Genomic DNA, 21,042 nt, shown 5'->3' with positions numbered 1-21,042 from the left:
GACAGCCTGCTCCTGATAACCCAGAAATGGCTCAGATCAGAATAGCTAGACATCCAATCCAAAGAGGTAACGCGAGATTCTAACCCGATGGGCCCACCAGTGAAAGACCGCCGACTATTTCATGAACAGGCTGTGGAAATAAAAGAATAAACTTATCAATTAGTTCCAGACTTACCTACAGCCTTGTGTACAGAAATTTCTTTCAAAAACTGTTATCCACACCCCCCTGTGCATACCCTGCCTTCAACCCTGTGTGAAACCCTAGGACCGAACGGTGGATAACTAGGAGGTGATTACCCGAAGTCACTTATGCACAATTCGTGGTGCCATTGTCCACAGGGCTCATCGGTATTTGTAAGCCCCCTTATCATCTCCGTAACTTACGGGCTGAAATACGTTTTCGTCGCTTATCCACAGAAAAACGCCTCAGTAATAACAGTAATAATTAATCCTTAAAGAGAATTCTAAAAGAACCTATAGATTTTATTATCTGGTCTAGATCTGGTCTGGCTAGTCCAGCCAATGAGCACCTGTGAAAACCACTTATCGATACCCATTGAACTTTCCCCCGCATTTGCATATCATGCCGCTCCTGTTTTGGCTGTACATTTTCCAGCCACATACGAATTTTCAACTTACGAATTGTGAGATCATCACCATGAAGAGAACGTTTCAACCAAGCGTCCTGAAGCGTAAGCGCGTACACGGTTTCCGTGCCCGTATGGCCACTGCCAACGGTCGCAAGGTTATTTCCCGTCGTCGTGCCAAAGGCCGCGCACGTCTGTCAGCGTAACCAGCGCGCCTCATGAAGGCTTTGAGTTTCCCGAAATCGCACCGTCTGCTCAGACCGGCTGATTACGGCAAAGTCTTCGATGACGTACAGCTGAAAGTTCCGCACAGGAATTTTCTGATCCTGGCGACACCGAATAATCTCGGTCACGCCAGGATCGGTTTAATTTTTTCCAAGAAAAATCTGAAGCTCGCGGTCCAGAGAAACCGGATCAAGCGACAGGTTCGGGAAACCTTTCGGCACCAGACCGATTATCCAAGTTTGGATATTGTCGTACTCGGTCGCCAGGGGCTAGCCCATCTGGAAACCCCAACGGTAACGGCCGCGCTCAACGATTTGTGGCGTCGACTAAAGCGGAAACACCAGCAATCGCTACCTGCGAACGCCACATCAGCACAACCAGCCGGCAAAGGATCGGGTTGATGCGTAAAGTCCTGCTTGCTCCTATCCGTTTCTACCAGTACGCCCTCAGTCCCATGATGGCCAGTCATTGCCGCCATTATCCAACCTGTTCACAATACGCCGTTGAAGCGATCAACCATCACGGTGCGTTGAAAGGGCTGATTCTCGCTACTCGCCGGTTATTGAGATGTCATCCCTGGGCCGAGGGTGGTTATGATCCAGTACCGGGTATGGCACAATCCGATTCCAGCAAGGCCGTAACACCCTGCCTTCAGGCTGAGCACTCCCACACTACAACCCAGACCAGACAGTAACTCTATGGATATTCAACGCATCGTATTATTTGCCGGCCTGGCTATTGTCAGTTATCTGATGGTGCTTGCCTGGAATGAGGATTACCATCAGCAGCCGCAAACCGAACAGGTGGCCCAGACCAACACCGGTTCAACCACCGGCGGCGAAGACAGCATGGTGCTTCCTGAGCAGAACCAGAGCACTGGCACCAGTGAGGAGTTCAGCACACCGGAGAGCGGAGAGCAGATCGCCACCGCGACGGATTCCGACGTCACCGTTGAAGACCAGTTTGTTACCGTTCGCACCGACGTTTTCGAGCTCACCATTGACCGGGTCAGTGGCAATCTTATCCACAGCTCGCTGACCGATTACGACAAGTCCCTGAATAGCCGGGAACCACTGAAGCTGCTGACCAACACCAACAGCCGCACCTACGTCATGGAAAGTGGTTTGATTGGCCGCAATGGTCCGGACAGCCGTGCCAATGGTAACGCACCGGTGTATCAGACCAACGCAGACAGCTATGAGTTGTCTGATGGCCAGGACCAACTGACTGTTGATCTCACCTACACCACCAATGACGGCGTCAAGATCACCAAACGCTATCAGTTTGAGCGCAACAGCTATGAGATCGGCGTGCGCTACCTGATCGATAACCAGTCCAATGAGGCCTGGAAAGCCAATTTCACCGGTAAGATCGTCCGGGACCAGGCGCCCGACCCGACCGCTCAGAACAGCATGGGTATTCAGGCCTTCCTGGGCATGGTGATGAGTTCTTCGGAAGATCCGTACGAAAAATTCGATTTCGGTGATCTGTCAGAAACTCCAATAAATCAGTCGGTTACCAATGGTTGGTTGGCTTTCCTTCAGCACTATTTCCTGGCTGCCTGGGTACCGGAGCCTGATCAACCGGCTCAGTTCCAGACCACACGCCGCGGCCCCCTGTACGTGATGGGCTTTGTTTATCCGGCCACCACCGTGGCAGCTGGTGACAGTGTGGAAGTGGGTGCCCGCGCCTACGTCGGCCCGAAGATCATCGATCGGCTGGAAAATGTGGCACCGAACCTCGACCGCACCGTCGATTTCGGCTTCCTGTTCTTCATTTCGCTGCCGCTGTTCATCATCCTCGAGTGGTTCTACGGCCTGGTGGGCAACTGGGGTGTCGCTATCATCCTGCTGACCGTGCTGGTCAAAGGCGTGTTCTTCCACTTGTCGGCCACCAGCTACAAGTCCATGGCCAAGATGCGGGCGGTCGCACCGCAATTGACGCGCCTGAAGGAACTGTACGGCGACGACCGACAGCGCATGTCCCAGGAAATGATGGCGCTGTACAAGCGTGAAAAGATCAATCCGTTGGGCGGCTGTCTGCCGATCCTGGTGCAGATGCCGGTGTTTATCTCCCTGTACTGGGTACTGTTCGAGAGCGTGCAGTTGCGTCATGCCCCGTTCATGCTCTGGATTCAGGATTTGTCCCAGATGGATCCGTACTTCATTCTGCCGATCCTGATGGGCGCCAGCATGTTCATGCAGATGCATCTGAACCCGACACCGCCGGATCCGATGCAGGCCAAGATCATGAAGATGATGCCGCTGATCTTTACGGTATTCTTCCTCTGGTTCCCGGCCGGTCTGGTACTGTACTGGCTGGTGAACAATATTCTGTCGATCAGTCAGCAGTGGTACATTACCCGCAAGATTGAAGCAGAGACGGCTGGTAAAAAGTACTGATCAGTATTTTTGACCCAACCCAAACAGAGGCTCCTTCACGGAGCCTCTGTTGTTTGTGCCCGAAGGAATGTTCATGAGCCAGACAGCAGACACAATTGCCGCCATTGCCACTGCCCCCGGCCAGGCCGGTGTGGGGATTGTCCGGGTGTCCGGACCGGCCGCCGCGGACATCGCCCGGCAAATGCTGGGCTTTATCCCCAAACCGCGATACGCCCATTACGGCCCCTTCCTGGACCAGAATGGTGGCCTGATCGATGAAGGTATCGGGTTGTTCTTTCCAAACCCGCATTCGTTCACCGGCGAAGATGTGTTCGAACTCCAGGGCCATGGCGGTACCGTTATCCTCGATCTGCTGCTGCGGGAAGTCTGCAGCCGTGGCGCGCGGCTGGCGCGGCCGGGGGAGTTTTCCGAGCGGGCGTTTCTGAACGACAAGCTGGATCTGGCCCAGGCCGAGGCCATCGCTGATCTTATTGAAAGCAGTTCGGAGCAGGCCGCCCGCTGTGCCGTGCGTTCGATGCAGGGGGTGTTCTCCCGTCGTGTCGACGATCTGGTGGATGCGGTGACTCATCTGCGCATCTACGTCGAAGCGGCCATCGACTTTCCCGAGGAGGAAATCGATTTCCTGGCTGACGGTAAGGTTGCCGGCGATTTGCAGCAGCTGCTCGACCGGTTGGAGACCATTCTGGGCGAGGCCCAGCAAGGCACCATTTTGCGGGATGGCATGAAGGTGGTGATTGCCGGCCGTCCCAACGCCGGCAAGTCGAGCCTGCTCAATGCCCTGGCCGGTCGCGAGGCGGCCATCGTGACCGCCATCGAAGGCACCACCCGGGATGTCCTGCGCGAACATATCCACATCGATGGCATGCCGCTGCACATCATCGACACCGCCGGCCTGCGGGACAGCCCGGACGAGGTTGAGCAGATTGGTATTGCCCGGGCCTGGGATGAAATTGCTCAGGCAGACCGGATCCTGCTAATGGTGGACGCCACCACCACCGAGCAGACCGAACCCCACGAAATCTGGCCGGATTTTATCGACCGCTTACCCGCCAACGCCCCGGTTACCGTGGTGCGCAACAAGGTGGATCTGTCCTCGGAAGCCGTGGGCTTCACCGATACCGACGGTGATGCTGCGCCGGTGATCCGGTTGGCTGCGAAATCTTCTGACGGCCTGGAAGTGCTGCGGGATCACCTCAAGCAATGCATGGGCTTTGCCAGCACTACCGAAGGCGGCTTCCTGGCCCGGCGCCGACACCTGGATGCTCTGGAGCGGGCGCGCGCGAACCTGTTGCAGGGTCAGGGGCAGCTGGAAGGTTATGGCGCCGGCGAATTGCTTGCCGAGGACCTGCGTGCGGCTCAGGATGCCCTGGGCGAAATCACCGGACACTTGAGCCCGGACGAACTGCTGGGCAAAATCTTCTCCAGTTTCTGCATCGGAAAGTAATGGCAGATTGCCGGCATGCCGGCGGTCAGCCCGGCTTTTGTTTCAGCTCCGTTACCAATTGATACGTTTTTATCTCCCAATCCGGGAACGCACAGCGGTAATCTTGTGTTCTAGTTACGGAATTTACTTATTGAGTACATTGGGGAGTAAAGGCGTGATCAAACTAGTAACAGGTTTTGCCACGGTGGCGCTGACGCTGATGGCGTCGACAACCACCGTGCAGGCAGAAGAACGGCTCTACCTCTACACCGAAAATTTCCCTCCGTACAACATGAGCGCATCCGGGCGTGCGTTTGAGCATGGTCAGGAGGATATTGACGGGTTGTGCACGGAGCTGGTGGTGGCGGCGCTGAAGCAGACCAATCTCGATTACCGCATCAAGCTCCGCAACTGGGACTACGGTTACAACCGCGCGCTGAGCAAGGAAAACCACGGCATTTTCTGTACCACCTACACCGAGGAGCGCGCGCCGCTGTTCAAGTGGGTAGGGCCTCTGACCGACAACCTGTGGACAGTTTTCGCACCACCGGGTTCTGACTTCGAGATGGACGAGCTCTCGGACGCCAGGGGCATGGTGTTCGGTGGTTACCGTAATGACGTCAAATCGGAATATCTGATCAAGAAGGGCTATGAAGTTTCGGCTCTGGACAGCGATGACCTGAACCCGAAGCGACTGGAACTGGGCCAGATCGATCTCTGGCTGGCCGATCGTCTGGGTGGCCCATACGTGGCGTCACAGCAAAATGTTGAAGGCCTGGTGCCGGTGTTCTCGTTCAACGATACCCAGTTATTCCTGGCGCTGAACCTGGAGACATCGGACGAGGTGGTCGCTGAACTGAAAGGTGGGCTGGCAGCCATTCGAGAGTCCGGTATGTTCGAGGCGATTGAGACCAAATACGGTCTTTAAAGCTTGGCTGATAAAATCCCGGGGCGGGCCCGGGACTTAAACCATCCGCCTAGCCAGTGAACGCCATGTCTTCAGCGTCCAGTTGCATCAGGTTTCTGGTTGGACTGAGCATGCTGGTGGCGTGGCTTTGGGCCCGGGGCAACAGGCGCTCGTAATAGAACTCCGCCGTGGCCAGCTTGGCGTGGTAGAACGCCTTGGATTCCTCGCCGCCGTTGGCCAACTTATCCACAGCCACCGCGGACTGCCTTAGCCACATGTAAGCCATGGTGACGTAGCCGCTGTACATCAGGAAATCGTACGCGGCAGCACTGACCACATCGCGATCCTTACGGGCGGCCAGCATTACCCGCACCGTCAGCAGGTTCCACTGCGCAGTCAGTTTCAGCAGCTCCACCGCGAACGGCCGCAGCCGCTTGTCGGTTAGCTGCTTGCGGGCAAAGTTGGCGACCTTCAGGGTAAATTCCCGAACCGCGCCGCCCTGCGTCATCACCAGGACTTTGCGACCCAGCAAATCCAGGGCCTGGATGCCGGTCGTGCCCTCGTACAGAGTAGCAATCCGGGTATCGCGCACAATCTGTTCCATACCGTGCTCGCGGATGTACCCGTGGCCGCCGAACACCTGCATGCCCAGGTTGGCGGCCTCGTAGCCCATTTCGGTGAGGAAGCCTTTCAGGATCGGCGTCAGGAAGCCCAGCTTATCGTCGTATTTCGCGACCTTGTCCAGGTCTCCTTCGGTGTGGCCTTCCACCATGTGGTCGGCCAGTCGGGCGGCGTAATAGAGCATCGCCCGGCCGCCCTCGGCGACGGCTTTCTGGGTCAGCAGCATGCGCCGGACATCACCATGGTGGATCAGCGCGTCGGCGACCTGGTCCGGCTCCTTCTTGCCGGACAGTGCGCGCATGGAGCGGCGTTCGCGGGCATAGTCCAATGCCCATTGGTAGGACAGTTCGGCCGGTCCGACACCCTGGATGGCGGTGCCGATGCGGGCGGTGTTCATGAAGGTGAACATGCAGTTCAGGCCTTCGTTTTCCGGGCCGATCAGCAAGCCGGTGGCGCCGTCGAAGTTCATCACGCAGGTAGCCGACGCCTTGATCCCCATCTTTTTTTCCAGGCTGCCGCAACTTACGCCATTGCGCTCTCCTACACCGCTTCCGTCTTTACCCCCGGACGGCAGGAACTTGGGTACGATGAACAGACTGATGCCACGGGTGCCTTTGGGCGCATCCGGAAGGCGTGCCAGCACTATGTGGACAATATTCTCGGTCAGGTCGTGGTCGCCGGAGGAGATGAAGATCTTGGTGCCGGTGAGTTTGTAACTGCCATCAGCCTGGGGTTCGGCCCTGGTTTTTACCTGGCCCAGGTCGGTGCCGCATTGTGGCTCGGTCAGGCACATGGTTCCGGCCCAGCGGCCCTCGGTGAGGGGCCGCAGATAGGTGTGTTTCTGGTCGTCGCTGCCGTGCAGGAAAATGGTATTCATGGCGCCCAGGGATAGGCCCGGGTACATCGAGAACGACCAGTTGGCGGTTCCCATCATTTCCTGTTTCAAAAGGCCCATGGAGGCCGGCAGGCCCTGACCGCCGAATTCCTCGGGCGCGGAAAGCCCTTGCCAACCGCCCTCGGCGTACTGCTGATAGGCGGTTTTGTAGCCTTCCGGTGTGGTCACTTCACCGTCGGTCAGGGTGCAGCCCTGCTCATCGCCACTCTGGTACAGCGGGCTCAGGACTTCCTCACAGAACCGGCCGCATTCGGAGAGAATGGCGTCCACAATATCGGGACTGGCGTTTGCGCCGCTGGCGAGGCGCTGGTAATGCCCGGGATAGTCAAACACTTCATTGAGCAGGAATTTCATGTCGCGCAATGGCGCTTTATAAACCGGCATAACGGTTCCTCGTAATCCTTGGCTGTGGATAAGTTATCGTTGGGCTGAGCCCTTTTCGATTGTTGTACGGTATTCCCCCGGCGCTGCCATTGACGAAAACCACCCCCGGTCCTGTCAAAAAAGACAATTGGCCGAAATGACGGGGTTTTCCACAGGCCCCTGATTGTTGATCGGGCCTAACCAACAGCGCGTATCCTGTACTCAGATGCCTCATCCACCTTTTAGCCTGCGAGTGTAAAAATCATGCAAAGCCCCTCTGTAAGCGCCGTTGTTGCTGGCCCCGTTCGTCTACTCTGGTTATTGTTTGCGGTGTGGTTACTGGCAGGTTGCGCCGGAGCTTCCCTGGACGATTACGCCGACCGGGCGCCGGAGCTGATCCCGGCCCAGTTTTTTACCGGTGAACTCTCGGCCCGGGGTGTGGTCAAGGACTACGTCGGTACGGTCATTCGCACCTTCGATGCGGACATCAGCGCCTCCTGGGATGACGACGGTACCGGCACCCTGGACGAGGTTTTCCGCTTCGACGATGGTGAAGTACAGACCCGGACCTGGACTCTGACTCCGGTAGACGACGGCTATCGGGCCACCGCCGGCGATGTGGTTGAGCCGGGCCTGATGCAGTGGCGTGGCAATGCCATCCACATGAATTATGTGCTGCGACTGGCGTACGGGGACGGTACCCTGGATGTGCGCATGGACGACTGGATGTACCTGGTGACCCCGGACACCCTGATCAACGAAACCACCCTGAGCAAATGGGGTATCGATGTTGGGGAGATTTTGCTGGTGATCCAGAAACGATAACCGAACCCGACGACGTTCACTGATTTTTTGGAAACTGTGTATGTGGAAGCAATGGCTGGTGGCTCTGGGCTTTGTGGTTGTAGCCGCCGGAGCTGCGGTGGGCTACCTGAAGCTGGGGTCCGGTGAGCAGGCCCAGAGCGGTCGTGAACGTCCGCCATCGGCCGTCAACACCCGGCTACCCGAGCGGGACACCGTGCGCGATGTGGTCAAGTCGGTGGGTAACCTGGAGGCCTTGAACTCGGTCGAAGTGACCAGCGAGGTCAGTGGCCGGGTGGTGTCGCTGCAGCTGCAGAGTGGCGCCCGGGTGGATCAGGGCACGGTTCTGCTGCAACTGGATGATCGCCAGGCCCGGGCCGACCTCCAGGTCATCGAATCCCAGCTCGCCGATGCCCGCCGTCAGTTTGAGCGCGCCCAGCAATTACGCTCCAACAGCAGTGTGTCCCAGGCCGAAGTCGATGCCTTGCGCACCGCGGTCAGGGTGGCCGAAGCCCAGCGTGAGTCGGCCCGGGTTCGGCTGGAAAACCATCGGATTGAAGCGCCCTTTGCCGGGGTGCTCGGGCTCAGTGATATCGACATTGGCGCCTATGTGAGCGCCGGGACCTCCATCGCCACCCTGGACGCCACCGACCGGATGGAACTGAATTTCGCCGTTCCCGAACGCTTCCTGGGCGCCGTAAGCCTGGGCCAGAGCGTGGCTGGTTTGTCGCCGGCTTACCCAGAGGACCACTTTACCGGCGAACTGGTGGAACTCGGTACCCGAATCAACCCACTCAGTCGCACCCTGCCAGTACGGGCTTTAATCGATAACTCGGCCGGCAAGCTGCGGCCGGGCCAGTTTATGTCCGCCACCCTGACCCTCAGGGAGCGGGTGGCCCTGGTGATTCCCGAACAGGCGGTGATGATCCGCGGCGATGAGCAGTATGTCTTTGTCGCCGAGGATGGCGTCGCCCGCCGGACCCCGGTGACCCTGGGTTCCAGAATGCCGGGCCGGGTTGAAGTGTCCGAAGGCCTGAGTCTGGAGGATGCGGTGATCGTTACCGGTCAGGACCGGATCAGCAATGGCGACCGGATTCGGGTCCAGGACGCTGACAATGCGATTCCGGAGAATCGCTTCGTTCAGTCCATGGAGTCCTGAGCGTGATCCTGTCCGATGTCTCTATTAAACGACCGGTATTTGCCACCGTCATCAGTCTGCTGATCGTGGTCTTCGGCCTGGCAGCCTTGCTGGGCCTGCCAGTGCGGGAGTATCCCGATATCGATCCACCGGAGGTCTCGATCTCCACCGACTACACCGGCGCTGCCGCCGAGGTGGTGGACACCCAGATCACCCAGGTGATCGAGGGTGCGATCAGCGGAATTGAGGGCATCCGCTCGATCGAATCGTCAACCGAACAGGGCGAGTCCCGCACCAGCATCGAGTTTTCCACAGACCGGGATGTGGATATCGCCGCCAACGACGTCCGCGACGCGGTGTCCCGGGTTGCTAACCAGCTGCCCGAGGAAGCCGATCCGTCAGTGGTGCGTAAAGCCGACTCTGACGCCCGGCCGATGATGTGGGTGACGCTACGCAGTGACGTCTGGGACAGTGCCGAACTCAGTGATTTTGCTGACCGGGCCCTGGCCGACCGGTTATCAGTGCTGGATGGTGTTGCCGATGTCTTCATCGGTGGTGAACGCCGTTACGCCATTCGGGTCTGGCTCGACCGGGAACGACTGGCAGCCCGGGATATCACCGTGGCGGAAGTGGAAGCGGCACTGCGGGCCAACAACGTGGAACTGCCGGCCGGCTCGGTGGATTCTTCCACTCGCAACTTCACGGTCCGGGCCGAGGGCCGGGTGTCGACGGTGGAGGAATTCCAGCGCCTGGTGATCCGGCGCGACGGCAATGACCTGCTGCGGCTGGGAGAGGTTGCCAACGTCGAGATGGGCGTTGAATCCGACGTCGGTCGTTTGCGCGCCAACGGTCAGACCGCCATTGGCATGGGTATTATCCGCCAGTCCAAGGCCAATACCGTGGCGGTGTCTGATGCGGTTCAGGCCGAACTCGAGAACATCCGGGAAACCCTGCCTCCGGAAGTCACCATCGCCGAGAGTTACGACGAATCGATCTTTATCCGCGCCTCCATCAAGGAGGTGGTGATCACCCTGGCCATTGCCGTCTCCCTGGTGATCCTGGTGATTTTCCTGTTCCTGCGCTCCTGGCGGGCCACCCTGATACCGGCGGTGACCATTCCGGTGGCAGTGATAGGCGCGTTTATCGGCCTCGGTTTCCTGGGCTTTTCCATCAACGTGCTGACCCTGCTGGCGGTGATCCTCGCCATCGGCCTGGTGGTGGACGATGCCATTGTCATGCTGGAAAACATCCAGCGCCGCATCGATAACGGTGAGCCGCCGTTGCTGGCGTCTTATCGGGGCGCCAAGCAGGTGGCCTTTGCCGTAATCGCCACCACCCTCACGTTAGTCGCGGTGTTTGTGCCCATCTCGTTCATGGGCGGCAACGTCGGCCGACTGTTTGCCGAGTTTGGTTTCACCCTGGCGGCTGCCGTCGTGGTGTCCAGCGTGGTGGCGCTGACCCTGGCACCGATGCTCTGTTCCAAGTGGCTGCGCCACAGCCCGGAAACCGCCGAGGGTCATCGCTTGTGGACTGCCAGCGAGAAAGTGCTCGATGGCCTGACCCACGGTTACCAGCGCCTGTTGCGGTTCTCCCTGAACCAGCCGGGGCTGTTGCTGGGGTTGGGATTGGCGGGGATGATCCTGGCCGCTGTGGTGTACCCACAATTGCCCCAGGAACTGGCGCCGACCGAAGACCGGGGCATCATCATCATGCCGGCCAGTGCACCTCGGGGCGCAACGGTGGAGTTTACCGATCACTACGTACGCCAGGCCGAGGCCGAGCTGCTGCCTTACCTGGAATCTGGTGTGGCTGACCGCTTGCTGTCGATCGTTGGCTTTCGGGATGAGGAAGACAACGCTTTCATGATCATGGGTCTGGCGCCCTGGGAGGAACGGAGCACCAAGCAGCAACAGATCACCAGTGAGTTGCGGGGCAAGCTGAGTCAGGTCTCGGGTATCCGGACGGTGGCAGTGAATCCACCGGGGCTGGGCCAACGGGGCTTTAACCAGGAGGTGCAGTTTGTGGTGGCCGGCCCGGATTACGAATCGGTCCAGGCCTGGAGTGATGAACTGGTGGAGCGGGCCAAGGACAACCCCAACCTGCTGAATCTGGACACGGATTTTGAACTGACCCGTCCGGAACTGCGGGTGTCGATTGACCGCGAGCGCGCCGCCGACCTGGACATTACCGTCGAGGATGTCGGCCTGACCCTGCAGACCATGCTGGCGTCACGGCAGGTCACCACCTTTCTGGATCGCGGCCGCGAGTACGACGTGATTGTGCAGGCCGCGGATGCCGATAGGGCGACCCCGGCTGATCTGGGGCAGATTTTCCTGCGACCCCGCGAGGGTGGCACCCTGATTCCGATGCAGGCTCTGGTGTCGATTAAGGAAACCGGTGCCAATCCGGATCTGCGCCGCATCGACCGGCTGCCGGCGGTGGTGATCAGTGCATCCCTGGCCGATGGCTACGATCTGGGCTCGGCTCTGAACTATCTGAATAACCTGGCTGTGGATAACTTGCCCCCGGAGGCGCGGGTCAGCTACCAGGGCCTGTCCCGGGAATTCCAGGAATCGTCCGCTGCCATCTACCTGACTTTCGGGCTGGCATTCGTGATCGTGTTCCTGGTGCTGGCGGCGCAATTTGAAAGCTGGATCCACCCGTTGATCATTATGCTGTCGGTACCGCTGGCGGTGACCGGTGCGCTGCTGGCGCTCTGGTGGTCGGGTATCAGCCTGAACATCTACAGTCAGATTGGCATCATCATGCTGCTTGGTCTCATGGCCAAGAACGGCATCCTGATTGTCGAGTTTGCCAATCAGCTACGGGACCGGGGCTACGCCGTTAAAGACGCCATTCTGGAAGGGGCCAGCCTGCGTTTCCGGCCGGTACTGATGACCACCATTTCCACCGTGTTTGGCGCCGTACCCCTGGTGGTTGCCACCGGTGCCGGCGCCGAAAGCCGTGCGGCGATTGGTGTGGTGATCCTGGGTGGGCTGGTGTTCGCGACCACGCTGACCCTGTTCATTATCCCGGTGCTGTATAACCTGCTGGCGCGCTTTGCCAAATCGGCCAATGCGGTGGAGAAGGAGTTGGAGCGTCAGGCCGGTGGCAACGCCGGAGGGTCGGTCACCTCAGCCGCACCGCAAAAGCGGGCCGACGATTTCTGACGCCGATTCTGGCTCTGGCATCTGTGGACAACTCCGACTACTCTGCCCACTCGACTAGGCCAACGGCTGCCGCCCGGCCATGGCCTTGCGATGCCACGCACGACAACAGGATGATCCATGGCCACACAAAGCCAGTTCCGATTGCTGGGACAACGGCGGTTTCTGCCGTTCTACCTGACCCAGTTCTCCGGCGCCTTTAACGATAATCTCTACAAGAACGCCCTGTTGCTGCTGATCACCTTCAGCGCCGGTGGCCTGATGGGGTTGTCGGTCAACGTGGTGGTCAATCTGGCGGCGTTTCTGTTCATTCTGCCGTTCTTCCTGTTCTCCGGTATTGCCGGCCAGCTGGCGGACAACTACGAAAAGGCCCGGATCATTCGCACCGTCAAATTGGCGGAGATTGTCATCATGACGCTGGCGGCCGTCGGCCTGTGGTTTGGCTGGTATGAGCTATTGCTGGTGTTGCTGTTCCTGATGGGTACCCAATCCACCTTCTTCGGGCCGGTGAAATACGCGATCCTGCCCCAGGTGCTGGCCGATGACGAACTGGTCGGCGGTAATGGCCTGGTCAGCATGGGTACCTTCGTCGCCATCCTCCTGGGTACCATCGTTGCCGGGCTGCTGATGGGTTATGACCTGGCTGCGAAATTGACTGCCGTGGCGGTACTGGTGATGGCGGTATTGGGTTATGTTGCCGCCCGCCAGGTGCCGCCGACCGGGGACCGAAGCGAGGCGCGGTCGGTCCCGTTGCGACCGGTACAGGAAACCTGGCAGTTGATGGTCATTGCCGCCGAGCGGCCCCGGGTGCTGCTGGCGGTGCTGGCGATTTCCTGGTTCTGGTTCCTCGGCGCCGCCTACCTGACCCAGTTTCCGAATTTTGCCCGCACCAGTCTGCTTGGGGATGAAACCGTGGTCACCCTGTTGCTGTCGACGTTTATTGTCGGGATATCAGCCGGTGCCATGCTCTGTGAGCGACTGACTCGCCACCGAATTTCTCTGGTCCCAGTGCCTTGGGGCGCCCTTGGGCTGACCCTGTTGGGCGTGGATCTGTTCTTTGCGGTGCCCGAATCGCCAATGCAATCGACCTGGCTGACGCTGTTGAGCGATCCCGTCTACCTGCGGGTGCTGTTCGATCTGGTGGGCATCGGTGTCTGCGGGGGCTTGTTCATTGTCCCGTTGTACGCGTTCATCCAGCACGAGACGCCGGATCACAAGCGTGCTCGCATCATTGCCGCCCTCAATGTCATTAATGCCCTGTTCATGGTGGTCAGTGCCCTGGTGGGGATTCTGGTGCTTGGAGTACTGGAAGTGACTATTCCCGGATTTTTCTTGTTGTTATCACTGCTTAACGCTGCGGTCTGGCTGGTGGTGTGGCGCCTGCGCCGACTGGAGCCGGTAAAATCTGTGGATAATTAATTGGATAAGCGTCGGAAAACCTTTGGATTAATTTTTTTAAGTATATTAAAAACATGCAGTTAAGCTTAATTTTAGGTCGGTTTACCCATGTCTGAATATGTGGATAACTGTCTTGAAAACTTTTCTGAGAAGACCGGTACAAGCGTTTGAAAAGCCGATATATTTCGGTTATCCACTACCGTCATCCACAGGCAACGGGCGGGTTTTTTTGGTGTCTGGGGTGTTGTTGGCTTTCAACACCGCTCGGCTCTGGTTAAAATTTGCACATTCCAACTGCAATTCGGTGGCCGAGACGTTATACTCGCCGCCCTGTTTTTATCCCCCGATTTCCGAGGTGAACTGTGGATTTTCCAACCCGTTTCGATGTCATTGTCATTGGTGGTGGCCATGCCGGCACTGAAGCCGCGCTGGCCGCGGCGCGCATGGGCTCGCAGACCCTGCTGCTGACCCATAACATCGAGACTCTGGGCCAGATGTCCTGCAACCCCGCTATCGGTGGTATCGGCAAGAGCCATCTGGTGAAGGAAATCGACGCCCTCGGCGGTGCCATGGCCACGGCGACTGACCGCGCCGGCATCCAGTTCCGGGTCCTGAACAGCCGGAAAGGGCCGGCGGTGCGCGCGACCCGCGCCCAGGCTGACCGGGTGTTGTACAAGGCGGCAATCCGGGAAGTACTGGAAAGTCAGCCCAACCTGACTCTGTTCCAGCAGGCTGCTGATGATCTGATTGTGGAAAACGATCAGGTCACCGGAGTGGTGAGCCAGACCGGGATCCGGTTCAACGCCAAGACCGTGGTCCTGACCACGGGCACCTTTCTGGGCGGAGTTATCCACATCGGCATGCAGCATCATTCCGGTGGTCGCGCCGGTGATGCCCCGGCCAACGCCCTGGCCCAGCGCTTGCGGGAACTGCCGTTCAATGTTGGTCGGTTGAAAACCGGTACGCCGCCGCGGATCGATGCCCGCAGCGTGGACTTCTCGGTGATGGAACAGCAATGGGGCGACAATCCGGCCCCGGTGATGTCGTTTACCGGCAGCCGAGCACAGCACCCGGAGCAGATCTGCTGTTACGTCACCCGGACCACCGAGCGTACTCACGACATCATCCGTAGCGGCTTTGACCGCTCGCCGATGTTCGCTGGCAGCATCGAAGGTGTCGGGCCGCGCTATTGCCCGTCCATCGAGGACAAGGTTAACCGCTTCGCGGACAAGGATTCGCACCAGATCTTTGTCGAGCCCGAAGGCCTGACCACCAACGAGCTCTACCCCAACGGTATTTCCACCAGCCTGCCTTTTGATATCCAGTTGCAGGCGGTACGGTCGATTCCGGGTTTTGAGAATGCCCACATTACCCGCCCGGGCTATGCCATCGAATACGATTACCTGAACCCCCAGGATCTGCGCCACACCCTGGAAACCAAGTTTATCCAGGGCCTGTACTTTGCTGGCCAGATCAACGGCACCACCGGGTACGAAGAAGCCGGTGCCCAGGGACTGTTGGCGGGCATCAACGCCGCGTTGCGGTCCCAGGACAAAGACTCGTGGTACCCGCGCCGGGATGAAGCCTACCTGGGCGTGCTGGTGGACGATCTGATCACCATGGGTACCAGTGAGCCCTACCGCATGTTCACCAGCCGGGCTGAATACCGGTTAATCCTGCGCGAGGATAACGCCGATCTGCGCCTGACCGAAATCGGTCGCAAGCTGGGTCTGGTGGACGATCATCGCTGGCAGGTCTTCAACGACAAGCGCGAGGGCATCACTCAGGAGCGCCGTCGACTGGAAACCACCCGGATTCACCCGAATACCGACGCCGGGGAGCGGGCCAACGGTTTCCTCAAGCAGCCGCTGACCCGGGACCAGTCCCTGGCCGAGCTGCTGCGCCGGCCGGAGATCGCCTACAGCCACATTGCTGAAATCGGTGCCGACAGCGCCGAAAATCCGAACGTTGCCGATCAGGTAGAGATTGAGATCAAGTACGAAGGCTACATCTCCCGTCAGGCGGATGAGATTGAACGTCTGCGCCGCAATGAGAACACCGAATTGCCAGTGGACCTGGATTACGATGTCATTGGTGGTCTGTCCAATGAAATCAAGCAGAAACTCAAGGAAGTGCGGCCAGAAACCGTGGCCCAGGCGTCCCGGGTTCAGGGTGTGACCCCGGCGGCGGTCAGCCAGATCCTGGTGCACCTGAAAAAGCGCGACCTGTTGCGCAAGCAGAGTGCCTGATCTGATCCCATGACCAATTCACTCTCTAATTCGCTCTGGCAGCGCCAGCTCCGGGACGGGCTGGTGGCAATGGATGTGTCCCTGAGCGAGGCCCAGCAACAGCAGTTGCTGGCCTTCCTGAACCTGCTCAACAAGTGGAACCGGGCCTACAACCTGACTGCAGTGCGTGACGAACGCGAGATGGTGTCCCGGCAATTGCTCGACAGCCTCAGCATTCTGCCCCGGGTTCATACCGAGCATCTGCTGGATGTGGGTGCCGGTGGTGGACTGCCTGGCATCCCCCTGGCGATCGCCCTGCCAGAGCGCCGGTTCACCCTGCTCGACAGCAATGGCAAGAAAACCCGGTTCCTGAATCAGTGTGTGCTTGAGCTTGGGCTCGGCAACGTTGAAGTTATCCACGGCCGGGCCGAAGCCTGTACACCGGAGCAGCCGTTCTCCCAGATCAGTAGCCGGGCTTTCACTGCGCTCGAGAACCTGGTCAGCTGGTGCGGCGATTTGCTGGCAAATGGCGGCGAGTTCCTTGCCATGAAAGGTCAGTTTCCGGATGATGAGGTGGCTGCGCTTCCGGCCGGCTGGCAGGTAAAATCCAGCCATTCGCTGGAAGTCCCCGGAGCCGATGGCGACCGTCACCTGCTGGTGGTCACCCGGGCAGATCATTCCCAGTAACCCGCAAACAGGAGGCGAGACATGGCGCGCGTGATTGCAGTGACCAATCAAAAAGGCGGTGTGGGGAAAACCACCACCTGCGTCAACCTTGCTGCGTCGCTGGCCGCCACCAAGCGCCGGGTTCTGCTGGTGGATATGGATCCCCAGGGCAACGCCACCATGGGTAGTGGTGTGGATAAAAACGCCCTGGAGCTTTCTGGCTACGATTTGCTGACCAAGCGCGCCACCGCCGCTGAAGTCATCTTCCTGGCGGAATCGTCCGGTTTCGATATCCTGCCCGCCAACGGCGACCTCACCGCGGCGGAAGTGGAACTGATGAACGAGATCGGCCGCGAGCATCGGCTGCGCCTGGCCCTGAACACAGTTCGGGACAACTACGATTATATCCTGATCGACTGCCCGCCCTCGCTTAGCCTGCTCACCGTAAACGCGCTGTCGTCAGCCGATTCCGTGCTGATTCCCATGCAGTGCGAGTATTACGCGCTGGAAGGCCTGGCCGCGTTGATGAACACGGTTGAACAGATCCAGGAGACGGTGAATCCGAATCTGCAGCTGGAAGGCATACTGCGCACCATGTACGACCCGCGTAACAGCCTGACCCTGGACGTATCTGGTCAGCTCAGCGAGTATTTTGGTGACAAAGTTTACCGGGCGGTGATTCCCCGCAACGTTCGCCTTGCCGAGGCCCCGAGTTATGGTATGCCGGCACTCAAATACGATCGTGCTTCCAAGGGAGCGGTGGCGTATCTGGCCCTGGCTGGTGAAATGGTCCGGCGCCATGGCTCAACAAAGACATCCGCGCCGATGGCGGTGTAACATACCGCCCTGTCACTCAATAACGCATAACGAATTTCAACGGGAAGAATGACTGACACCATGGCGGCGAAGAAACGAGGATTGGGTGAGCGAGGACTGGGAGCGCTGTTGGCGGGCTCCAAGGTCAATCTCGACCAGGAACTGAAGGATCATGATGGGGAGCTCCGCGAGGTGCCCATCGACCTCATCCAGCGTGGCCGCTTCCAGCCACGCCGGGACATGGACCCGGCGGCGCTGCAGGAACTGGCAGATTCAATCCGTCAGCAAGGTGTGATGCAGCCTGTGGTGGTGCGTCCCATTGCTGAAGGCCGCTACGAGCTGATTGCCGGTGAGCGCCGCTGGCGTGCCACCCAGATGGCTGAGCTCGACAGTATTCCCGCCATCATTCGGGATGTGCCCGATGAAGCCGCCATTGCCATGGCGCTCATCGAAAACATCCAGCGTGAAAATCTCAATCCGATCGAAGAAGCCTTCGCTCTGCAACGCCTGCAGGATGAGTTTGGTTTGACCCAGGCTCAGGTCGCCGAGGCTGTGGGTAAGTCCCGTACCACCATCACCAACCTGCTGCGACTGATTGGCCTGACTGAAGACGTTCGCCTGATGCTTGAGCACGGCGACCTGGAAATGGGCCATGGCCGTGCCATGTTGACCCTGCCGCCGGAACAGCAGATGCAGGTGGCCAAACAGGTGGTTGCCAAATCCCTGTCTGTGCGCCAGACCGAGGCGCTGGTGCGCCGGGTTCAGCAGGAAAAGCCGGACCAGAATTCCGGCCGCGAGGCCGCGGTCGATCCCAACATCCGCGCGCTGCAGGATGACCTGGCCGAGCGTCTTGGAGCCCGGGTTTCCATTGCCCACGGCCAGCGTGGCAAGGGCAAGCTGGTGATCGAATACAGCTCCCTGGACGAGCTCGACGGAATTCTTGGCCATATCAAGTAATTTGACCTGATTTTCCGGCTCTTTCGGAGCGCTACGAAAATTCGGGCTTGTTCATTTACACAACATGTAGTGGTGCGAAGTTAACCGGCCGCCTATTTGTGTGCCAATGCCGGCGACACCCTCAGCTAGGCCCTTATTGACGGGGACTTGCGGAATTCGGTTTTGTTGATTCGTGCACATTGAACACCTATAATCTGCGGCGCTCGTATCGGTGCATTTGCCTACTTTTTAAACTGCATCGACGAAAAGCACCGTACTCTCGGGAAAAAAATGACGAAGACAACGCCGAGCGGGATACGACGCCCGCCCATTGCACGATGGTTTGTCATAGAAAGTGTGGTACTTGTCTTGGTCAGCCTGGCGTTTCTCGCGTTACGTGGTCAGGTTTCCGGTTATTCAGCGCTGCTGGGCGGTCTCATTTTTCTACTGCCCCATGGATATTTTGCGCTTAAGGCATTCCGCTTTTCCGGCGCGCGGTCTGCCAAACAGATCATGAGTTCTTTTTACCAGGGTGAGGCCGGAAAGCTCATCCTGTGCGCCATCTTCTTTACGATGGTATTCAAATGGATTCAGCCGCTTGATATAGCGGCACTTTTTTTAACATTTGCGATCATGCTGGTCACCAACTGGTTGACACCGCTTCTCGCGGGCAGCAATACGCAGCAAAGCTAACTGGACCTGGGAAACCGTTATGGCAGGAAGTGCATCCGAGTATATTCAGCATCACCTCCAGAACCTCACCTACGGTAAGCTGCCGGCAGGCTATGAGCGTGCCGACGGAACCGTAGTCGAACAAGCAGGCTGGACCCTGGCGCAGAATGCCACTGAGGCATCTGACATGGGCTTTATGGCCCTGCACATTGACTCCCTCGGGTGGTCAGTCGCGCTTGGCGTTCTGTTTCTGTTTTTCTTCCGCATGGCGGCAAAGCGCGCCACCTCCGGCCAACCCGGTGGTCTGCAGAATTTCGTTGAAGTAATGATCGAGTTCGTCGACCAGAGCGTCAAGGAAACCTTCCACGGCAAGAACAAGGTCATCGCGCCGCTGGCGCTGACCATCTTCTGCTGGGTATTCCTGATGAACCTGATGGACCTGGTGCCGGTGGATTTCCTGCCGCAGGTGTTCCACCTGATGGGGCTTGAGTACATGAAGGTGGTACCGACCACTGACGTCAACATCACTCTGGGCATGTCTCTGTCGGTGTTCTTCCTGATCATCTACTACAGCCTGAAGGTGAAGGGCGTGGGCGGCTTCCTGGGCGAACTGACCCTGCACCCCTTCTCCTCGGACAACCTGATCCTTAAAATCCTGCTGGTTCCGGTGAACCTGTTGCTGGAAGGCGTGAGCCTGATCGCCAAGCCGATCTCACTGGCTCTGCGTCTGTTCGGTAACCTGTACGCTGGCGAGCTGATCTTCATCCTGATTGCGCTGCTGCCCCTGTGGGCTCAGTGGACGCTGTCTGTACCCTGGGCGATCTTCCACATTCTGGTTATCACCCTGCAGGCATTCATCTTTATGATGTTGACGATCGTGTACCTGAGCATGGCTCACGAAGACAGTCACTGATCGGACTTCATTTAGTCGTAGTTTTTAAACCCTTAACGTTAACCTGAAAACCTAAACTGAAAACTGGGAGTTATCATGGAAACTGTAGTTGGAATGACCGCGATTGCCGTTGCACTGCTGATTGGTCTGGGTGCCCTGGGTACCGCGATTGGCTTTGGTATCCTCGGTGGCAAATTCCTGGAAGGCGCTGCGCGTCAGCCGGAAATGACTCCGATGCTGCAGGTTAAAATGTTCATCGTCGCTGGTCTGCTGGACGCCGTGACCATGATCGGTGTTGGTATCGCACTGTTCTTCACTTTCGCCAACCCGTTTGTCGGCCAGATCGCCGGTTAATCGAGTCGCCAACCGGGGGTTCACCCCGGTCAGATGATTCTTAACAAAACAGGCGAGAGGTGAAGACGTGAACATTAATTTGACGATGATTGGTCAAGCCATCGCGTTCTTTATCTTTGTCGTGTTCTGCATGAAGTATGTGTGGCCGCCGATTATGGCCGCACTGCAGGAACGTCAAAAGAAGATCGCTGACGGACTGGCTGCCTCAGACCGCGCGGCGCGCGATCTGGAACTGGCTCAGGAAAAGTCAGCTCAGGAACTGCGTGAAGCCAAGCAGCAAGCCGCTGGTCTTATCGAACAGGCCAACAAGCGCGCAGCCTCCATTGTGGAAGCATCGAAAGATGACGCCCGCAAGGAAGGCGAAAAGCTGATTGAGCAGGCCAAGGCCGAAATTGAACAGGAACGTAATCAGGCCCGTGACGCGCTGCGTGCAGAAATTGCCGCCATCGCCGTTGCCGGTGCTGAGAAGATCCTGGAAACCTCTGTCGATGCCTCCAAGCACAACGAGATGTTGGAAAAACTGGCGGCAGAACTTTAAACGACGAGGTTCA

19 protein-coding genes are annotated in these 21,042 nt (G+C 58.4%); 18 read left to right on the top strand and 1 reads right to left on the bottom strand.

The features are described 5' to 3' along the window. The first annotated feature begins 658 nt into the window (after positions 1–658). From rpmH to QUE89_RS17320, 6 genes are all read left to right on the top strand, one after another. On the top strand, positions 659–793 hold the full coding sequence (gene rpmH / locus QUE89_RS17345; RefSeq protein ID WP_008172542.1) for a 50S ribosomal protein L34: 135 nt from the start codon (positions 659–661) through the stop codon (positions 791–793). A gap of 12 nt (positions 794–805) precedes the next feature. Further along, a complete protein-coding gene (gene rnpA, locus QUE89_RS17340) occupies positions 806–1,213 on the top strand; it encodes a ribonuclease P protein component (RefSeq protein WP_286221267.1) in 408 nt (135 codons plus the stop codon). Beyond that, positions 1,213–1,506 carry a membrane protein insertion efficiency factor YidD gene (gene yidD / locus QUE89_RS17335; RefSeq protein ID WP_286221266.1) on the top strand — a complete coding sequence of 98 codons (294 nt, stop codon included), beginning with the start codon at positions 1,213–1,215 and terminating at the stop codon, positions 1,504–1,506. Before rnpA ends, yidD begins: the two co-directional genes overlap by 1 nt. 4 nt (positions 1,507–1,510) lie before the next feature. After that, complete coding sequence (gene yidC / locus QUE89_RS17330; RefSeq protein WP_286221265.1) at positions 1,511–3,214, top strand: membrane protein insertase YidC; 1,704 nt, start codon at positions 1,511–1,513, stop codon at positions 3,212–3,214. A gap of 73 nt (positions 3,215–3,287) precedes the next feature. Next, the gene (gene mnmE, locus QUE89_RS17325) at positions 3,288–4,658 is read left to right on the top strand and encodes a tRNA uridine-5-carboxymethylaminomethyl(34) synthesis GTPase MnmE (protein WP_286221264.1); all 1,371 of its coding nucleotides are present in this window, start codon (positions 3,288–3,290) and stop codon (positions 4,656–4,658) included. A gap of 154 nt (positions 4,659–4,812) precedes the next feature. Next, positions 4,813–5,565 carry a substrate-binding periplasmic protein gene (locus tag QUE89_RS17320; RefSeq protein WP_286221263.1) on the top strand — a complete coding sequence of 251 codons (753 nt, stop codon included), beginning with the start codon at positions 4,813–4,815 and terminating at the stop codon, positions 5,563–5,565. 49 nt (positions 5,566–5,614) lie between these two features. On the opposite strand, the gene QUE89_RS17315 is transcribed toward QUE89_RS17320, so the two are convergent. Beyond that, the gene (locus QUE89_RS17315) at positions 5,615–7,444 is read right to left on the bottom strand and encodes an acyl-CoA dehydrogenase C-terminal domain-containing protein (RefSeq protein ID WP_286221262.1); all 1,830 of its coding nucleotides are present in this window, start codon (positions 7,442–7,444) and stop codon (positions 5,615–5,617) included. 243 nt (positions 7,445–7,687) lie between these two features. Between QUE89_RS17315 and QUE89_RS17310 the strand changes: the two genes are divergently transcribed. The 12 genes from QUE89_RS17310 (at position 7,688) to QUE89_RS17255 (ending at position 21,029) form a co-directional block, all read left to right on the top strand. Beyond that, positions 7,688–8,248: a DUF3833 domain-containing protein gene (locus QUE89_RS17310; protein WP_286221261.1), complete on the top strand. Its 561-nt coding sequence runs from the start codon at positions 7,688–7,690 to the stop codon at positions 8,246–8,248. Positions 8,249–8,288: 40 nt separating this feature from the next. Next, positions 8,289–9,383 (top strand): efflux RND transporter periplasmic adaptor subunit, encoded by a 1,095-nt coding sequence (locus QUE89_RS17305; protein WP_286221260.1) that lies wholly within the window; start codon positions 8,289–8,291, stop codon positions 9,381–9,383. Positions 9,384–9,385: 2 nt separating this feature from the next. After that, positions 9,386–12,532: an efflux RND transporter permease subunit gene (locus QUE89_RS17300; RefSeq protein ID WP_286221259.1), complete on the top strand. Its 3,147-nt coding sequence runs from the start codon at positions 9,386–9,388 to the stop codon at positions 12,530–12,532. 117 nt (positions 12,533–12,649) lie between these two features. Then, on the top strand, positions 12,650–13,948 hold the full coding sequence (locus QUE89_RS17295) for an MFS transporter (protein WP_286221258.1): 1,299 nt from the start codon (positions 12,650–12,652) through the stop codon (positions 13,946–13,948). A gap of 341 nt (positions 13,949–14,289) precedes the next feature. After that, positions 14,290–16,176, top strand: coding sequence for a tRNA uridine-5-carboxymethylaminomethyl(34) synthesis enzyme MnmG (gene mnmG, locus QUE89_RS17290; RefSeq protein WP_286221257.1), 1,887 nt, complete (start codon positions 14,290–14,292; stop codon positions 16,174–16,176). Between the two features lie 9 nt (positions 16,177–16,185). Beyond that, positions 16,186–16,842, top strand: coding sequence for a 16S rRNA (guanine(527)-N(7))-methyltransferase RsmG (gene rsmG / locus QUE89_RS17285; RefSeq protein WP_286221256.1), 657 nt, complete (start codon positions 16,186–16,188; stop codon positions 16,840–16,842). 21 nt (positions 16,843–16,863) lie between these two features. Further along, positions 16,864–17,658, top strand: a complete 795-nt coding sequence (locus tag QUE89_RS17280; RefSeq protein ID WP_286221255.1) for a ParA family protein — start codon at positions 16,864–16,866, stop codon at positions 17,656–17,658. A 60-nt stretch (positions 17,659–17,718) separates the two neighbouring features. Then, the gene (locus QUE89_RS17275; protein ID WP_286221254.1) at positions 17,719–18,594 is read left to right on the top strand and encodes a ParB/RepB/Spo0J family partition protein; all 876 of its coding nucleotides are present in this window, start codon (positions 17,719–17,721) and stop codon (positions 18,592–18,594) included. A gap of 270 nt (positions 18,595–18,864) precedes the next feature. Further along, positions 18,865–19,266: a F0F1 ATP synthase subunit I gene (locus QUE89_RS17270; RefSeq protein WP_041341942.1), complete on the top strand. Its 402-nt coding sequence runs from the start codon at positions 18,865–18,867 to the stop codon at positions 19,264–19,266. Between the two features lie 19 nt (positions 19,267–19,285). Then, positions 19,286–20,158, top strand: coding sequence for a F0F1 ATP synthase subunit A (gene atpB / locus QUE89_RS17265; protein WP_286221253.1), 873 nt, complete (start codon positions 19,286–19,288; stop codon positions 20,156–20,158). Between the two features lie 75 nt (positions 20,159–20,233). Further along, a complete protein-coding gene (gene atpE, locus QUE89_RS17260) occupies positions 20,234–20,491 on the top strand; it encodes a F0F1 ATP synthase subunit C (RefSeq protein ID WP_012138088.1) in 258 nt (85 codons plus the stop codon). Positions 20,492–20,558: 67 nt separating this feature from the next. After that, entirely contained in the window at positions 20,559–21,029 is a 471-nt protein-coding gene (locus QUE89_RS17255) for a F0F1 ATP synthase subunit B (RefSeq protein ID WP_041341948.1), read from the top strand. Positions 21,030–21,042 lie beyond the last annotated feature (13 nt).

The organism is Marinobacter sp. LA51 (assembly GCF_030297175.1).
In the GTDB taxonomy this organism is placed as follows: domain Bacteria; phylum Pseudomonadota; class Gammaproteobacteria; order Pseudomonadales; family Oleiphilaceae; genus Marinobacter; species Marinobacter apostichopi.
The sequence above is the reverse complement of the archived record's forward strand: the minus strand, read 5'-3'. Positions and strand labels throughout refer to the sequence as shown.

Excerpts from the sequence above, each read along its gene's own strand:
- rpmH (WP_008172542.1), top strand. The coding sequence starts at position 659 with ATGAAGAGAACGTTTCAACCAAGCGTCCTGAAGCGTAAGCGCGTACAC.
- rnpA (WP_286221267.1), top strand. The coding sequence starts at position 806 with ATGAAGGCTTTGAGTTTCCCGAAATCGCACCGTCTGCTCAGACCGGCT.
- yidD (WP_286221266.1), top strand. The coding sequence starts at position 1,213 with ATGCGTAAAGTCCTGCTTGCTCCTATCCGTTTCTACCAGTACGCCCTC.
- yidC (WP_286221265.1), top strand. The coding sequence starts at position 1,511 with ATGGATATTCAACGCATCGTATTATTTGCCGGCCTGGCTATTGTCAGT.
- mnmE (WP_286221264.1), top strand. The coding sequence starts at position 3,288 with ATGAGCCAGACAGCAGACACAATTGCCGCCATTGCCACTGCCCCCGGC.
- QUE89_RS17315 (WP_286221262.1), bottom strand. The coding sequence starts at position 7,444 with ATGCCGGTTTATAAAGCGCCATTGCGCGACATGAAATTCCTGCTCAAT.
- QUE89_RS17310 (WP_286221261.1), top strand. The coding sequence starts at position 7,688 with ATGCAAAGCCCCTCTGTAAGCGCCGTTGTTGCTGGCCCCGTTCGTCTA.
- QUE89_RS17305 (WP_286221260.1), top strand. The coding sequence starts at position 8,289 with ATGTGGAAGCAATGGCTGGTGGCTCTGGGCTTTGTGGTTGTAGCCGCC.
- QUE89_RS17295 (WP_286221258.1), top strand. The coding sequence starts at position 12,650 with ATGGCCACACAAAGCCAGTTCCGATTGCTGGGACAACGGCGGTTTCTG.
- rsmG (WP_286221256.1), top strand. The coding sequence starts at position 16,186 with ATGACCAATTCACTCTCTAATTCGCTCTGGCAGCGCCAGCTCCGGGAC.
- QUE89_RS17280 (WP_286221255.1), top strand. The coding sequence starts at position 16,864 with ATGGCGCGCGTGATTGCAGTGACCAATCAAAAAGGCGGTGTGGGGAAA.
- QUE89_RS17275 (WP_286221254.1), top strand. The coding sequence starts at position 17,719 with ATGGCGGCGAAGAAACGAGGATTGGGTGAGCGAGGACTGGGAGCGCTG.
- QUE89_RS17270 (WP_041341942.1), top strand. The coding sequence starts at position 18,865 with ATGACGAAGACAACGCCGAGCGGGATACGACGCCCGCCCATTGCACGA.
- atpB (WP_286221253.1), top strand. The coding sequence starts at position 19,286 with ATGGCAGGAAGTGCATCCGAGTATATTCAGCATCACCTCCAGAACCTC.
- atpE (WP_012138088.1), top strand. The coding sequence starts at position 20,234 with ATGGAAACTGTAGTTGGAATGACCGCGATTGCCGTTGCACTGCTGATT.